The following is a 16161-nucleotide window of genomic DNA, read 5'->3' as shown; positions in this document are numbered from 1 at the left end:
CGGTAGTACTCGTGATTGATCCTCTGGACGGATGATTCCATCCTCGATCCGCGGCAGGGTCGAGGCATGGACATCGTCAGAACTCACAGCCTCGTCAAGCGATACGACAGCCACACCGTCGTCGACGACGTGAACCTCGCCATTCCCGAGGGCTGCGTCTACGGTTTCCTCGGTCCCAACGGATCGGGCAAGTCGACGACGATGAAACTGCTACTGTCCCTGATCCGGCCGACTTCCGGAGAAGTGGAAGTGTTCGGCCGACCGATGAACTCTGCCACCCGACGCGAATTGCTCTCCGGGATAGGTTCGTTGATCGAATCACCAACCGGCTACGGCCACCTCACGGGCGCGGAGAACCTGAAGATCGTACAACGGTCCCTCGGCTCGACCGACGACCAGATCACTCGCGCCGTCGCCACCGTTCGAATGCAGGACCAACTGAACAAGAAGGTGAAGAACTACTCACTCGGAATGAAGCAGAGACTCGGAATCGCCATGGCACTGGCCCGCGAACCCCGACTTCTCGTGCTCGACGAGCCCACCAACGGACTGGATCCCGCGGGAATCGAGGAAATCCGAGCCCTGCTGAAGCATCTCGCCGAACACGGAGTGACCGTCATGGTGTCGTCGCACCTCCTCGGCGAGATCGACAAGACGGCGAACGTACTTGGAATTCTCAGCGAGGGGCGACTGATCTTCCAAGGCAGCCGCGAGCAACTTCTCGCCGCCTCCGCTCCCGACGTCGTCATCGACATCCTCGGTTCGGACAGCCCGAATTCCACTGCTGGAAAACAGCTTCGGTATCGGCAGACGCTGCGTATCCCATCCGCCGACGACCTCCACACCGCCCACGTCGTCGGCGAACTCGCCGCATCCGGAGCCGGGGTCTACGGAGTCCGGCGAGACGAGCAGTCACTCGGAGACGTCTTCATGAACCTCACGAGCGGCGGAAAACTGTGAACGTACTACGCAACGAGTTCGCCAAACTGCGGCATCTACACCTCGTGGCCGTTGCTGCGTCGATGACCGCCGGCATCGTCGCGCTGACTGTTGTCGGAACGATGACAGGGAATGCCGCAGGGCACGCCTCGGCGCAGTCCCTTGCCGCATTGTCCCTCGCCGGACTGTCCCTTGCGTTTCCTCTCGTCTCGCCGCTCATGATCGCCGTCGTCGCAAGCCGAACCATCGACATCGAACACCACGGCAACGGATGGCTTCTCAGTCGCGCCACCGGAGTGGCCCTCGGTGAACTCCTGCGCGCCAAGGTGATATCCACCGGACTCGTCGTCACCACTGCGACCGTCGTGGCCGTCTCCCTCGGCGCGCTTCTCGGCGGCACGAACCCGCTGTGGACATGGCTCGGTTACGCAGGCGCGATAGTCGTCGTCAATCTCGTGGTCCTGGCGCTCCACCTGGTGATTTCGACACTCGTGGTCAACCAGCTGATCTCGCTGGGAATCGGCGTCCTGGGCACCGTCGTCGCGATCTGCGCATCCGGATTTCCCTCCTGGCTCGCACATCTCACACCGTGGGGGTACTACGCACTCGCATCCGCTGCGGACTACCGAGGCGACCACGTCATGACACTGTCCCCGTCCTACATCAGCGTGGCCGGGCTCGCCGTCGTCGGCGTCGTACTGTTTCTGCTCGTCACGGCTCGACTCGATCGACAGGAGGTTCTTGCATGAACACCATTGCCGCCGAACTGATCAAACTCAAACGATCCCAGAGCCTGACCGTCGTGATCCTGCTGCCCATTCTGATAGTCGGAGTCGGAACATTCAATACAGTTCTGTCCGGAGAACAACTTCAGAACGGTTGGCACACACTCTGGTTACGAACGGTGGTATTCCACGGCCTCTTCCCGCTCGCACTGGGAGTCGCCCTTCTGGCATCGCTGATCTGGAAACCCGAGCACGACAGAGGGAACTGGAATTTCCTGATGAGCGGCCGGGCCCCCGCGCTACGAATCGTCGTCGCCAAGACCTCGGTCGTGGCACTCCTCACCGCTGCCATGCAGGTGTTGATGGTCGCAACAGTCCTCGTCGTCGGCACGCTGCTGTTCGGACTGGACGGACCGCTGCCCACACCGCTGTGGATCGCCGCCGGGTTGAGCATCTTCGCGGCGGTTCCACTGGCCGCGGTGCAGTCCGCACTGTCGATGCTTCTCGGATCCTTCGCAGTGCCGATTGCCCTCGCGCTCGTCGGCGCAGGCATGTCGGCATTCCTGCTCACCGCCGACGTCGGTGCCGCCATCTTCGTACTGCCGCATGCCTTGGTCTCGCGCGCAACACAACTCGCCACCGGCACCTTCGGAGACGGTGGCTCGCTCACCGCGGCATCCACCCTGTCCGTCGTCGGCGCGACGATTTTTCTTTCTGCGGTAGCGATTGTCGGCTCGAGCAGAATCCTCGATCGTCGGGATGGTCGAGGTCCTCGCTCGGCATGAATGTGCCAGTGCAGCCGTCTGAAAGTTGTGCACCGCTGTCAGAAAGCCACAGTGGCGCATTCATGCGGTAGGGGGCAACCACCCACAAACAGTTAGATCGGAAAGAGGTGGTGCTTCCGTGGGTTCTTGAAGACCTTCTTGTCCTTCAGCAATTTCAGCGCCTTGCGGAGCTCGAGCCGGGTGCTCGAGGGCTCGATGACGGCGTCGATGTAGCCACGCTCGGCGGCGACCCAGGGAGTGGCAACGTGCTCGTTGTAGAAGTTGATGAGCTGCTGACGCACTGCGGGAGCATTCTCTCCCGCGGCTGCCATCTGCTTGCGGCCGATGATGTTGACGGCACCTTCGGCACCCATGACGGCGATACGTGCTGTGGGCCAAGCGAAGTTGATGTCGGCACCGAGCTGCTTGCAACCCATGACGGCGTAACCGCCGCCGTAGGCCTTGCGAACGACGACGGTGACCTTGGGTACCGATGCTTCGATGTAGGAGAACAGGAATCGGCCACCGCGTTTGATGACGCCGACCTTCTCCTGGTCGACGCCGGGGAGGAAGCCGGGCGTGTCGACGAGGAAGACCAGCGGAATGTTGTAGGCGTCGCAGATGCGCACGAAACGTGCTGCCTTGTCGGCACTGTCGGCGTCGAGTGCACCGGAGAGATACATCGGTTGGTTGGCGACGACACCGACGGGCCTGCCGTCGACACGGGTCAGACCGGTGATGACGTTCGGTGCGATCTCCGACGACATCTCCAGGAATTCACCGTCGTCGAACAGGCGCAGGATGATGTCGTGCATGTCGTAACCGGCGTTGTCGGCGTCGGGCATGATCTTGTCCAGCGACAGGTCCGAGTCCGTCACCTCGGGTTCGAGGCCCGGGTTGATGACGGGTGGGTCTTCCTGGCAGCTCGACGGCATGTAGCTGAGGTAGTTGCGAACCCAGTCGAACGCGGCCTTCTCGTCGGGCGCGACGTGGTGCACGTTGCCGTACTGCGCCTGCTTGCGCGCACTTCCGAGGTCGTCGAGGCTGACGTCCTCGCCGGTCACGGACTTGATGATGTCCGGTCCGGTGACGAACATGTACGCCTCTTCGGTGGCGACCACGACGTCGGTGTTGATGGGTGCGTAGACGGCACCGCCTGCGCACTTGCCGAGGATGACCGAGATCTGCGGGCACATTCCGGACAGCGGCTCGTGGCGACGCCCCAGTTCGGCGTACCAGGCGAGGGACGTCACGGCGTCCTGCACGCGTGCGCCGCCGGAGTCGTTGATGCCGATGACCGGGCATCCGACCCTGATCGCGAAGTCCATCACGCCGGCGACCTTGCGGCCGAACATCTCGCCGACGGTTCCGCCGAACACGGTCTGGTCGTGTGAGAAGACGGCAACGGGGCGACCGTCGACCGTTCCATGACCGGTGACGACACCGTCGCTGTAGAGAGCCGACGGGTCGTTGGGCGCTTTCACCAAGGCGCCGATCTCGACGAAGCTGCCGGGATCGAGCAGCATGTCGATACGTTGCCGGGCACTGGGGATGCCCTTCTTCGCGCGCTTGGCGATACCGATCTCACCTGCCGGTTCCTTGGCAAGTTCGAGGTTGGCCCGCAGGTCGGCCAACTTTTCGGCGGTAGTACCAGTCAAGATTTAGTCTCCGGTTCTCAGCGACTCGATCTCATCGAGCTTCGTCGTCATGTGTGCCGCAATTCGTCCAATGTACGGCTCATCGACGACGGCGAGATGGTCGCCTCCGATTTGCACGATCTCGAGATCCTTCACAACCGGTCCCCAGCCGCCGTGATCCTCACGAGTGGCGTAGGCAGGCTCGAGCGCGATGGCGTCGTCGTGGTACTTGTCCGCCATATACAGCGTCACCGGGCCGCCGTACGGCTTGAGCTCCGCTGTTTCGATCGCGCGGTTGTCGAGCCACGACGTGCGCTGGTGCTCGATGATTCCGCCCGGGATCTTGGCGCCGCTGAGCTTGACCAGATCGGTGATGATCCGGATCTGGCCTTCGTCGTCGGCTTCGACGAGCTTGTCGTACGGAATCGGGTAGTCGACGTCGTACGTCTTCTTCGCGAACTTCGCGTACCGCTCCCACCGACGACGAACCTCGTCCTTGGTGTCGGGAATCTTCGCACCCGGCATGACGGTGTCGAGGAGGCCGACGTAGGCGACCTCGATGCCCTCTTCCTCCATCTGACGGGCAACCTCGTAGGCCAGGATGCCACCGAGCGACCATCCGACGAACACGTACGGGCCCTCCGGCTGGATCGCCTTGATCAGCGGAACGTACTCCGCCGCACGGACCGAAATCGGCCCCTCGACACGCTCCAACCCGTACATCGGTGTGCCGGCAGGGAGCTTGCGCAGCAGCGGCTCGTACGCGACTGTCGAACTGCCGGCCGAGTGGAACGCGAACACCGGCGTCGCGGTGGATCCCTCCGGACGCGGGCGCAGATTGCGGACGAGACCGTCGATCTCTCCACCTTCGAGATGCGGACGCACCTTGTCCGCGAGCTGCTCGATGGTCTCCGAATCCAGCACGTCGTCGAAGGTGATCTCGCCGCCGGCTCGCTCGGTGAGGCGCGCAGCCAACTTCTCCGCGGTCTCGTCGTCGAGAATCGGGAGCGTGTTGAAGATGCCCTTGGCGGATTCCTTCGTCACCACGGCCCACGTCGCGAACGTCATGCGCTCGGCGTTGTCACGAGGCGGGACATCGGATCCCGCTGCTTCCGCGAATGCTTCCTTGCCACCGAGATCGGTCTGCGCGGACGGCGCCGGTTGGTACTCCGCACTCGGCGTCGCAATCTCGTCCGACGCGACGGCGGTGTCGACTGCGGCGTCCCGTGCCCCCGCTCCGGCCTCGGCAGCCTTCTCGGCTTCCTTTTCCGCTTCCTTCTCGGCCGCCTGCTTGTCTGCGAGAGCCTGAACTTCCTCACGGTTCTCGATCGCGTACCGCAGGTACTTCTCCACCTCGAGGAGGTTCGCGTCCCGGACGGCCTGCAATTGAACAGTGGGGATGTCGAACTCGTACTCCACGCGGTTCTTGATGCGGACGGCGCTCAGGGAATCGAGACCGAGCTCGATGAGCGGGATCTCGGGAGGCAGGTCCTCGGGTGCGTAGCCCATGGACTCGGCGACGATGATGGCCAACCGGTCTTCGAGCTTCTGGTTGCCGTTGGGGTCCCAACGATCACCGAAGTCCTCGACGACCTCCGGCAACTCCTCCACTCCGGGCCGGCCACGCTCCGCGACACCTGTGGACGGCTCGGCGACAACAGGTTCCGGCAATGCCTCACCGGAGGTGACGACGGCGTCGTGCAACAGGGTGAACGACGAGCCCGCGTGCGCGTGCACCTGAACGGACGCGCCCCCGAGGTGCCGGGTCAGTGTGGTCACCAAGGTTCCTGCGGCCGGTACGGCGGCGTGCGTCACCGACGCACCGAGCGCAACGCCCGAGAAGACCTGCGCTGCCGCGGCTTCGACCAGAGTATCGAGGGACTCGACGCTCGGGGCTTCGACCTCCCACACGTGCCTGCCGTCCGGGAGAGCGACGTGCGATCCCGGAATCCGGCCGCTACCACTGGAATTGACGCGAGTGTTCAGCCAGAACTCCTTGCGGAGATACGCCGTGCGCGGGATGGGAGCGTAGCCACCTTCCGCGAAGAGAGTCGGCAGATCCAGGGCGTGGCCGTGGACGTACAGCTGCGCCAGGGCAGCGAGGAACGTCTCGGACTCGTCTTCCTTGCGCTTCAGCGTCGGGATCAGCGTGGAGTCCGCAACACCGGCAGCCCACGCCGTCGCCGCCACGGACATCAGCGCAACCGGGTTCGGAGCCAGTTCGACGAACGTCGTGTGCCCGTCTCCGACGGCAACATTGACGGCCTGGGTGAAGTTCACCGGGTGCCGCATGCCCTTGACCCAGTAGTCGACGCCGTGGATGGCCTCGTGTCCGACGCGGTAGTGCGCCTCGAGGTCGACGGACGAGTAGACCCCGGCCGTCAGCGTGCTGGGCTCGATGCCTGCAAGTTCGGCGGCGAGTTCGCCGAGCAGCGGATCGACGGCGGACGTATGGCCCGCGCCCTTGACGTCGAGGAGCCGAGCCATCTTGCCGGCTGCTTCGGCGACGGTGACGAGCTCCTCCACCTGCGCACGGGGCCCACCGACGGTGGTGTGCGTCGGCGCTGCGTACACGCACGGCTCCACGTCCGGGAACTGATCGGTCAACGCGGTGACCTCGTCAGCGGTGTACTCCACCAGGGCCATTGCGCCCTGCGATGCGGCTCCGAGACCGTCCTGACCCTCGGCGAGCAGACGCGAGCGGGCGTAGATGATCCGGACGGCGTCTTCCAGATTCAGGCCGCCCGCGACGTATGCGGCTGCGACCTCACCCATCGAGTGCCCGATGACGGCGGCGGGCTCGGCGCCGTGCGCACGAAGCGTTGCGGCCAAAGCGATCTGAATGACGAAGATACCGACCTGCGAGTTCTCGAACTCGTACGTCTGCGAATCGTCGAGGATGATGTCCTTGATGGAGTAGCCGGCCTCGTCGAGCAGCAGGTCGTCGACCTCGTCGAGTGCAGCCGCGAACGTCGTGTTGGTCCGGTACAGCGTCGACGCCATCTTCCGGTGCTGGCTGCCGAACCCGGAGAAGACCCACACAGCGCCGTTCGACGCGGGCGAGTCGGCGGAGAACACGCCCTGGCCCGGCTTGCCCGCTGCGATCGCACGGAGTCCGGTGATCGCCTCGGCGCGGGTCTTCGCGAGAACCACTGCGCGCGAACGTCCGTGGTTGCGCTTGGCCAACGCACGGCCGACGTCGGCAAGAGGCGTCGTGCTGCCTTCTTCGGTTTCGAGCCAGTCCGCAAGATCCGATGCCGCGCGCTTACGGCGCGACGGCAGGGCCGCGGACACGGCGAGAACGACCGTCTCGTCTACCGAAACGGACTGCTCCAGAATTTCTTCGGCCTCGGCGACGGGATCGGTGGTCTCGATCTCCGAGACCGGCGAAACACCCTCTACCAAGACAGCTTCCGGATCAACCGCCTCCGGATCGAAACCCTCCGAAACTTCGTCGGCGACATACTCTTTCACCACGACGTGGGCGTTGGTGCCGCCGAAGCCGAAGCCGGAGATACCCGCGACGGCCTTGCCGGTGTAGCGCGGCCATTCGGAACCCTCGGGAATGACCTTCAGGTGTGCCTTGTCGAAGTCGATGTACGGGTTCGGTCCCGCGTAGTTGAGCGAAGCAGGCAGGCGATTCTGCTGCATGGCCAGCACGACTTTGATCAAACCTGCTGCACCGGCGGCAGATTCGAGGTGGCCGAAGTTGGTCTTCGCTGATCCGAGCAGTGCCGGCTTGTCCGCGTCACGGCCACGTCCGACGACACGACCGAGAGCGTCGGCCTCGATGGGGTCACCGAGGATGGTTCCCGTGCCGTGCGCTTCGATGTAGTCGACGCCGGAGGGAGCGATACCTGCATCGCGGTAGGCGAAGCGTAGTGCGTCGGCCTGAGCATCCGGGCTCGGTGCGAGAAGTCCGTTGGAGCGTCCGTCTTGATTGACGGCCGAGCCTGCGACGACTGCGAGGATGTTGTCGCCGTCGCGCTTGGCGTCCTCGAGCCGCTTGAGTACGACGAGGCCACCGCCCTCGGAGCGAATCATGCCGTTGGCGTCGGAGGAGAACGCCTTGATCTTGCCGTCGGGCGCGAGCACACCGGTCTGACCGAAGCCGACGGTGATGGGCGGCGCGAGCAACATGTTGACGCCACCGGCGACGGCGAGGTCCGACTCGCCGGTACGCAGGCTGCGCACGGCCTGGTGGACGGCGACGAGCGAGGACGAGCACGCGGTGTCGACGGCGATGGACGGGCCACGGAAGTCGTAGAAGTACGAGACGCGGTTGGCGACGATGGCCGTCGACGTTCCGGTCAGGGCGTACGGGTGCGCCTTCGGGTCGCTGACGGCGAGGAGCTGGTAGTCGTTGGACGAGCTGCCGATGAAGACACCGACCTGCGAGCCCTTGACCGAGCTGGCAGGGATGCGCGCGTGCTCGAGCGCCTCCCAGGTGAGCTCCAGAGCCAGCCGCTGCTGCGGGTCGACGTTGACGACCTCGTTGGGCGACATCGCGAAGAACTCGGCGTCGAACGTCTTGACGTCGTCCAGGTAACCGCCCTTGGTGACGGTGGCGTCGACGGCTGCCTTGATGGCCGGGTCGGAGGTGAACTCCTCCCAGCGGCCGTCGGGCAGATCGGTGATGCCGTCGCGGCCCTCGCTGAGCAGGGCCCACATCTCTTCGGGGGTGGTGCCAGCTCCGGGGAAACGGGTGGAGACGCCGACGATGGCGATGTCGTGCGAGTCTCCGGCGACGATGCCACGGGTGTAGAAGGAGTCGTCGACATCGCCCGCGGGTACCTCGGGTTCGCCCTCGATGATGATCTTCGCGAGCGACGCGATCGTCGGGTGCTGGTAGACCACCGTCGCTGTCAGCGTCACGCCGACGAGCTCCTCGATCTCACCGCTCAGTGCGACCGCGTCACGCGAGGACAGGCCGAACTCTTCCATCGGCCGGTCGTCGGAGATCTGGTCCGGTGACTGGTTGGTTGCCTCGGCGACCCAGTTCCGTAGCCACTCGCGAAGCTGAGCGACAGTCAAGTCGGCGTCGCCCTCCGCACGCTGGATCTTGTCGGTTTCTTGTTCAGCCATCACTCACCAAGTTACGTGTAGAAGGAAACGGGACCCGATCCGAAGACGTCAGTCCGGCAGTTCCGCGTCGGGGAAGGCCTGCTGCTGGTAGCCGCCGCGCAGGGTGCCCTCGATGTAGGCGGCCTTGCAGGCGCGGCGGGCGATCTTGCCGCTGGAGGTGCGGGGGATGGATCCGGCCGGGACGAGCAGTACGTCGCGGACGGTGACGCCGTGCCGTGCCGAGATGGCGGCGCGGACCTCGTCGGCGATGGGCTGCGGATCTGCCTTGCCCGCGCCCGGGGCGCGCTCGGCGACGATGACGAGTTGCTCGGCGCCGTCCTCGGGATCCTTCGTCAGCGCGGAACCGCTGAAGTCGAAGACGATGTCCGGGAGCTGATTGAGCGGGACCGAGAAGGCGGCGACGAAGCCGGGGCGCAGTGCCTTGCTGGATTCCTGCGCCGAGAACTCGAGGTCCTGCGGATAGTGGTTGCGGCCGTCGACGATGACGAGGTCCTTGACGCGGCCGGTGATGTAGAGCTCGCCGTCGTGGTAGACGCCGAAGTCTCCGGTGCGCATCCAGTTGGCGCCGTCCGGGGCGCCCTCGGCGTGGGAGCCCGTCGCGATGCGGCTGACGAGCTTGTTGTGGAAGGTCTCCGTGGTCTCCGTGTCGCGACCCCAGTAGCCCTGACCGATGTTCTCGCCGTGAAGCCAGATCTCGCCGACGTGGTCGTCGGCCTGCTCGGTCGCGGAGTCCGAGTCGACGATCGCCGCCCACTGACTGCGAGCGACCGTGCCCGTCGAGACCTGCGGGATGGCGCCCGGTGCGTCGGCGTCGACGACGACGAAGTTGCCTGCGTTGAGCTCGGTGCGGTCGACGTAGACGACCTTGGCCTCGTCGGCGTGCTTGCTGGTGGAGACGAACAGCGTCGCCTCGGCCATGCCGTAGGACGGCTTGATAGCCGACTTCGGCAGGCCGTACGGGCCGAACGCGTCGTTGAACTTCTTCATCGACGTGGTGGTGACCGGCTCGCTGCCGTTGATGAGGCCGATGACGTTGGAGAGGTCGAGCTTCTCGCCGTTTTTCGGCAGACCGCGCTGCGCAGCGTGCTCGAATGCGAAGTTCGGGGCGGCAGCAAAGGTGCCTGCACCGTCGGAGACCGCGGCGAGTTCCTTGATCCAGCGCCACGGCCGCTGCACGAACGCGCGGGGGCTCATGATGGTGATGTACTTGCCGCCCAGCGCGGGCAGGATGACCGTCAGCAGACCCATGTCGTGGAACATCGGCAGCCAAGTGACGCCACGCGAGTCCTCGTTGATCTCCATGCTGTCGACCATCTGCAGCGCATTGACGCCGACCGCGCGGTGCGTGATCTCCACGCCTGCGGGGACGCGGGTGGAGCCGGAGGTGTACTGGAGGTACGCGATGTCGTCGAGCTTGGCGGCGGGCTCGACCCAGGTCTCGCCGACACTGTCCGGGATGGCATCGACAGCGATGACGCGGGGACGTTCCTTCGCGGGGAGCGCGCGGAAGAAGGCACGGACACCGGCCGCGGAGTTGGTGGCCGTCAGGATCGCGGTGGGGCTGCAGTCACCGAGGACCGCGTGCAGACGGTCGGTGTGGCCGGGCTCGTCGGGATCGAACAGCGGCACGGCGATGGTGCCTGCGTAGATGGCACCGAAGAAAGCGACGACGTAGTCGAGGCCCTGCGGAGCGAGAATCGCTACGCGGTCACCGGGCTGGGTGACCTGCTGCAGCCGTGCTGCCACCGCCCGAAGACGCTTGCCGAACTCGACCCAGGTGAGCTCGTGTGCTTCACCGTCACGTTCGCGGGAGTAATCCATGAACCGATAGGCAAGAGTGTCGGCGTTCTCGGCGACGTTCACCTCGACGTGGCGGACGAGCGTCTTGCCTTCGGCGATGGTGATGTGGCCGTTCTCATCGATGTAGTCATCGAATGTGTGGCTCATGGTGTTCGTTTCTCCTCCGACGGTGTCCGCTGCGATTGCGCTTCCCGAAGCTGGCGCCCCGGAGCTCTTTCGGCCCGCGCCCCGACTTCCTTTTCACTCACGACTCGCACCCGAACTGCGTGAATATTACTAGCTGGTAGCTTGCCTCACGGCAAATACTTGCTGTCTTCCTCATGCTCCTCCGAAACGGCGGCGCATGCCCGGAAGACACGTCCTTCGGTCACTCGCCTTTCAACAGGTCGATGACCGGAGCGAACGCTTCCATCTGAGTGGGGAAAACCCCGACATAGGACATCGTCGTTTTCGCGCGAACGTTACGGATTTGATCTGCGATCTCCTCGTATGTCCCGAATGCGAGGTACGGCGACGTCAGGATGTCCTCGACGCTCAGCTTCACGTCGACGTCGACGTTGGGCGGATATCCGTTGTCCAATGCGGCGAGCGCCATCTCCGCCATCTGCTCACGATCGTCGGTGACGACGATGGTCGTGATGGCCCAGTTCAGTTCGATCTCGTCGAAGCGATCCCCGGCCGCTGCGCGAATGAGCTCGACGCGCTCGAGGGTCTGCTCGAGGGTCATACCGGAGAGCTTGAGCTTGCCTTCCTTCGTACTGGCCGGAACCACCGAGATGATGTCCGCGTACTTGGCCGCGAGCGCCAGCATCCGGGGGCCGCCGCCACCGACGCAGATAGGAGGACGAGGTCCCTGCCGCGGACGAGGGCTGCCCTTGAGTCCGGAGATCTGGAAGTGCTTGCCCTCGAAATTGCACTCCTTGCCGCGCAGCAAGGTGTCGAGGATCTCGAGGCTCTCCTCGAGTTTCTCGATACGGATACCGGGCCTGTCGTACTGAATGCCCGCCTTGTCGTACTCGTCGCGCATCCAACCTGCGCCGAGACCGAGCTCGAGCCGACCGCCGGACAGTACGTCGATGGTGGCGGCATCCTTGGCAAGAATCGCCGGATGCCGGAAGCCGTTGGCGAGGACAGCCGTACCGAGCCTGATCTTGTCGGTCGCGACCGCCAGGGCTCCCAGCGCGGCGATCGGCCCGACCTGGTTGCCCAGGTGATCGGGGATCATGAAGCTGTCGTACCCGAGCTCCTCCGCCTGCTGAGCCAGCTTGACGAACTTACGCGCCCCGCCCTCCTCCGCGTTGCCTTCTCCGCCTGCCGCGAATCGGAACTTGCGCAGTGCCGTGACGTGCCCTTCTGCGGGCAGATCGGGGGCCTGGGCAGAACACATGTATAGGTCTCCTCGTGCGGTCATCGGTGGTGCCCAGCGCCAATCGCCAGCTGGTCCAAGGCGCCACTCTATCTGCTCACGACATGGGAATACACTTCGCGGGGTAAGCCGGGACCACCTTTGTGCGTATTCCTCAGGTGCCCCGAGGCGACCTTGTGAGAACTACACGGGGTGCGTCAGGAGTGCGGAATCTCCGGCGCCGACGAGATCAACCCGGCCGCCCAGCCCGCCGTCCACTGCGTCGACGTCGTGCCTGCATCGTCGACGACGAACGAGTTGTACGACGCGTGGACGGGGTTGCCTGCCGCACTCGCGAGGATGCCGATGCTCTGCGGAATGTTGCGCAGCGACAACCCTTCCGAGGGTGCCGCACAGATGAGGTCGCCCGCCGCGCAGATCTGATTCACGCGGTCGTTCAGCGCCCCGAAACCGTCCGGCCGCGCACCCGTCATCGTGATTCCCGGAAGGTCGAGACCACCGAGCGCGACCTCGGCACCGACGCCGTCGACGGGCGGTCCGATATCTGTTCCCGACGTGCCGTCGCGCCTACCGTCGGCGATCAATGTGACACCGAGGACCTTGTCAGCGGCGACGGGGCCGTTGCCCGCGCCGATGTCGGCGGCGATGTCACCGGCGATGACCGCACCCTGCGAGAAGCCGGCGAGTACGTAGCTCGTCAACGGGCAGCGATCGCTGACGCGAGTCAGTTCGGCTTCGGCCGCGGCGGTGCCCTCGGTCCTGCTGTTGTTGTAGGACTGTTGCCCGTCCGGCGGGAACGCGACCGGGTTGGAGAACTGAGCGACGTAGGGAACCGTGTACACGCTCGCCCGCGACGGATCGAACTGTTCCTGCAGCGGGCGGGTCACGTTCAGCATCAGCGACGCCGGGTTGGCCGTCGGGTTGTACGGATCGTCGCCGACGGCCGACTCCCACGTTCCCGGAATCGCGATGACCGCGACGTCGGCGCAATCGGCGGGCTGCGACTGCGGCTGATCCGGCCCTGGCCCCGGCAGAGGCGACGGGATCTCCTTCGGGAGACGTCCGGCCAGCAGGTACCACAGGGCGACGACGATCAGCCCGAGAACGACCACCACTGCGAGCAGCTTCGGCAGCAGCCTTCTCTTGCGCTTCGTTCGATTGGCCATCGACGTGTCCGTCAGGCCTTGCAGATGGTGTTCTGAGCCGACGCGATGTAGACCTGCGCGGTCTCACCTGCCTGCTCCGCGGACATCTGCGTACCGGCGGCACTCGCCTCGACGCCGACGTTGGCGGTCACGAACGTTGCGATCTCGTCGGCCGGCACGCCCTGGGACTGGGCGGAGCAGATGTACGACGCCGTCGAGATGGCGATTTCGCCGTTACCCGCAACGGTGACGCCCTGCTTCTCGAGCTCGTCCAGGAACGCCTGGCCCCGCGCGTCGACGGGCGCTTCCGTCGGCCCGGGGAATCCCTCGGGCACCGGCTGCGGCTGCTCCGGCGGTGCGGTGGCCGCATCGCCGGGGCTGGTCGTCGGAGCCGCACTCGACGTCTCCTCCGACGAGGTTGCCTCCGCGCTGGTCGTCTCGGCGGCCGTGGTGGTCGACGACGTGGACGGTGATCCGGTCGCGGTGGAATCGTCGCTACCGCAGGCGACGAGCAGGCCGCCCGCCGCGACGCTCAGTACCGCCAGGGACAGTGTCCGGGAAAGAGAAGTGCGCATGATGGAAAGTCCTTCGACGTTTCGTTGGGACCATGACCCGGAGGTCGATGGGTTCACGACCGGGCGGCCGGACGGACGACGACAAACCGAGACGCTACCGACGGCCACTGAGAGAACTCTGAGGGACCCTGCAGGAGCCGACGTGCCACGACGTCACGGCGCGATGGTGACCTTGCCGTCCTTGACCGTGATGATGCCGAACTGGAAGTTCTGCTGGATTCCGCCGCCGTCCATCTCGAACTGATCGCTCGTGACGTAGCCCAGCCGGCCGGCTTCGTAGCCGACGCTCTTCCACGCGTCGAAGATCTCCCCGTTGCGAATCGCCCAGGCGCCGGTCAAAGGGCTCCAGTAGATGTTGCCGCCCTCGAACTCGTTGAACCTGCCGCCGTCCCTGATCGGGCCGAGCTCGCTGCTCTTCGGGAAGCCGAGAGGTCCGTTCTCCCAGCCGATCTGGCCGTACTTTCCGAGGATCATGCCCTGCACGGAGTGCGTACCGAGATCAGGGTTCCAGTACATCGCACCGATCTCGAATCCCTGGACCGCGCCGGGCTTCGACGGTGTGGCGACCTCGTCCAGCACCGGGTAGCCGAGCGGCCCGGCCTCGTAGCCCTGGCGTGCCCACTGGTCGAGAATGGCTCCTCGTACGGCGTGCGCGCCGGTCTGCGGCGTGAAGTAGACCATGCCGTTCTGGAATGCATTGGCTCGTCCGCGGCCGTCGGGGGTTCCGAACTCACCGGTCTTCGGGAAGCCGAGGGGCCCCTCCGGCCCACCCGAGCCCTGGTAGTTTCCGCCGATGGCTCCGGCTACGACCTGGGCGCCGGTGTCCTGGCTGAAGAACACGCGACCGAACCGGAAGTCCTGTGCACGGCCACCCGCGACGTTGTACTCCGCCGTCAGGCAGTCGCCCAGCCAGGAGTTCGCTCCAGCGGCGTTTCCGATTGCTCCGGCAACGCTGCACGACGGCTTGTCCGCCTCGACATCGAGCGCGCTCGCGAGTTGCGGCCACAGTTGCTTGAGTTCGAACTCCCAGTACTCCCACGTGTGCAGTCCCGACGGGCGGTAGACCACCTGAGCGGGGATGCCCAGTTTGTTGAGCTTGGTAGCGAACGTCTGCGACGTGAGGCGGGACAGAATCTCGAGGCCCATGCCCGCGTAGTTGGAGCTGACGCCGGGGATGCCCGACGGCGGATCGTACGGTCCGGCAACGCCGTTGCCGCTCGAGACGTACAGGCTGATGCCCTTCAACTTCTCCGCGAGAAGGTACGGATCATGTTGTGCCCACAGGTCGTTCGACGGTGCGCCCCACATCGCCTTGGAGTCGAAGCCACCGGCGTCCGCCATCGCGTACTGGATTGCCTGCGGCATCCCGAGGGTCGTGGTCGTCAGCATTCCGGACAGCGACCCGGCGAACTTGAAGAAGCCTTCGTTGCGAGCAGCGAGGAACATCGCAGCGGTGCCACCCATCGACAGGCCCACGACGCCGCGGGTCTGGTTGGTGCGCCAGCTGCTTTCGAGAATCGGCGGGAGTTCCTTGGTCAGGAACGTCTCCCACTGGTAGTTCTTGCCGTTGTCCTGGTCCACCCAGTCCGAGTAGAAGCTCGACTGTCCACCGACCGGGAGGACGACGTTGACGTTCTTGTCCGCGAAGTAGGATTCCGCGTCGGTCTCGGCCGTCCAGCCGTTCTCCATGTCCGTGGCGCGCAGACCGTCGAGCATCCACACCGACGGGAACGTCGCCTGGGGGTTGATGTTCCAGTCGCGAGCGAGCAGGAGCTGAACCTGGATGGGAGTTCCCATCGACGGGGAGTCGATCCACAGGGCGACGCGGCGGTCGGACAGCCAGTCGACGGCCGTGACGCTCGCACCGGACGGGGCCTGCTGAGTCTGCGCCGGGGCGGTCAGGGCCGTCGGGGCGGCCTGAGCGATGCCTGCGGCTCCGAACGGGGAGATCAGCGCAGCAGCGACGACTGCAGCCGTCGCCATCCGGCGAGCTCCTGCTTTCGTGGATTTTGCTTGCCAGGCCGCCGTTCCGGCCGTTCGACCCCGGCCGAACTTGTTGGACCCAGTACGCATGGTGGTGACTCTCTTTCTATTACCTGATCAAGTCCGCACCGAACGCATGAGT

The 16161-nt window shown here is 65.2% G+C and carries 10 protein-coding genes; 3 read left to right on the top strand and 7 right to left on the bottom strand.

Annotated elements, in window-relative coordinates; all coding sequences use genetic code 11:
* The first annotated feature begins 66 nt into the window (after window positions 1-66).
* Genes CH293_RS11370 through CH293_RS11360 form a run of 3 tightly spaced genes read left to right on the top strand, consistent with a single transcriptional unit; the run spans window position 67 to window position 2449 of the window.
* Window positions 67-960, top strand: coding sequence for an ABC transporter ATP-binding protein (locus CH293_RS11370; protein ID WP_094720238.1), 894 nt, complete (start codon window positions 67-69; stop codon window positions 958-960).
* Window positions 957-1688 carry an ABC transporter permease gene (locus CH293_RS11365; RefSeq protein ID WP_094720237.1) on the top strand — a complete coding sequence of 244 codons (732 nt, stop codon included), beginning with the start codon at window positions 957-959 and terminating at the stop codon, window positions 1686-1688. The genes CH293_RS11370 and CH293_RS11365 overlap by 4 nt, the downstream gene beginning before the upstream one ends.
* The gene (locus CH293_RS11360) at window positions 1685-2449 is read left to right on the top strand and encodes an ABC transporter permease (protein WP_094720236.1); all 765 of its coding nucleotides are present in this window, start codon (window positions 1685-1687) and stop codon (window positions 2447-2449) included. Before CH293_RS11365 ends, CH293_RS11360 begins: the two co-directional genes overlap by 4 nt.
* A 92-nt stretch (window positions 2450-2541) precedes the next feature.
* On the opposite strand, the gene CH293_RS11355 is transcribed toward CH293_RS11360, so the two are convergent.
* From CH293_RS11355 to CH293_RS11325, 7 genes are all read right to left on the bottom strand, one after another.
* Window positions 2542-4086: an acyl-CoA carboxylase subunit beta gene (locus CH293_RS11355; RefSeq protein ID WP_094720235.1), complete on the bottom strand. Its 1545-nt coding sequence runs from the start codon at window positions 4084-4086 to the stop codon at window positions 2542-2544.
* Window positions 4087-4089: 3 nt separating this feature from the next.
* A complete protein-coding gene (gene pks13, locus CH293_RS11350) occupies window positions 4090-9150 on the bottom strand; it encodes a polyketide synthase Pks13 (protein WP_094720234.1) in 5061 nt (1686 codons plus the stop codon).
* Between the two features lie 48 nt (window positions 9151-9198).
* Complete coding sequence (gene fadD32 / locus CH293_RS11345) at window positions 9199-11097, bottom strand: long-chain-fatty-acid--AMP ligase FadD32 (protein ID WP_037112566.1); 1899 nt, start codon at window positions 11095-11097, stop codon at window positions 9199-9201.
* 220 nt (window positions 11098-11317) lie between these two features.
* Window positions 11318-12337 (bottom strand): LLM class F420-dependent oxidoreductase, encoded by a 1020-nt coding sequence (locus CH293_RS11340; RefSeq protein ID WP_052059505.1) that lies wholly within the window; start codon window positions 12335-12337, stop codon window positions 11318-11320.
* A 176-nt stretch (window positions 12338-12513) separates the two neighbouring features.
* Window positions 12514-13482 carry a cutinase family protein gene (locus tag CH293_RS11335; protein WP_094720233.1) on the bottom strand — a complete coding sequence of 323 codons (969 nt, stop codon included), beginning with the start codon at window positions 13480-13482 and terminating at the stop codon, window positions 12514-12516.
* 11 nt (window positions 13483-13493) lie between these two features.
* Complete coding sequence (locus CH293_RS11330; RefSeq protein ID WP_037112563.1) at window positions 13494-14036, bottom strand: DUF732 domain-containing protein; 543 nt, start codon at window positions 14034-14036, stop codon at window positions 13494-13496.
* A 153-nt stretch (window positions 14037-14189) separates the two neighbouring features.
* The gene (locus tag CH293_RS11325; RefSeq protein WP_037112562.1) at window positions 14190-16019 is read right to left on the bottom strand and encodes an alpha/beta hydrolase-fold protein; all 1830 of its coding nucleotides are present in this window, start codon (window positions 16017-16019) and stop codon (window positions 14190-14192) included.
* Window positions 16020-16161 lie beyond the last annotated feature (142 nt).

This window comes from Rhodococcus sp. 14-2470-1b (assembly GCF_002259415.1).
Lineage (GTDB): Bacteria > Actinomycetota > Actinomycetes > Mycobacteriales > Mycobacteriaceae > Rhodococcoides.
The sequence above is the reverse complement of the archived record's forward strand: the minus strand, read 5'-3'. Positions and strand labels throughout refer to the sequence as shown.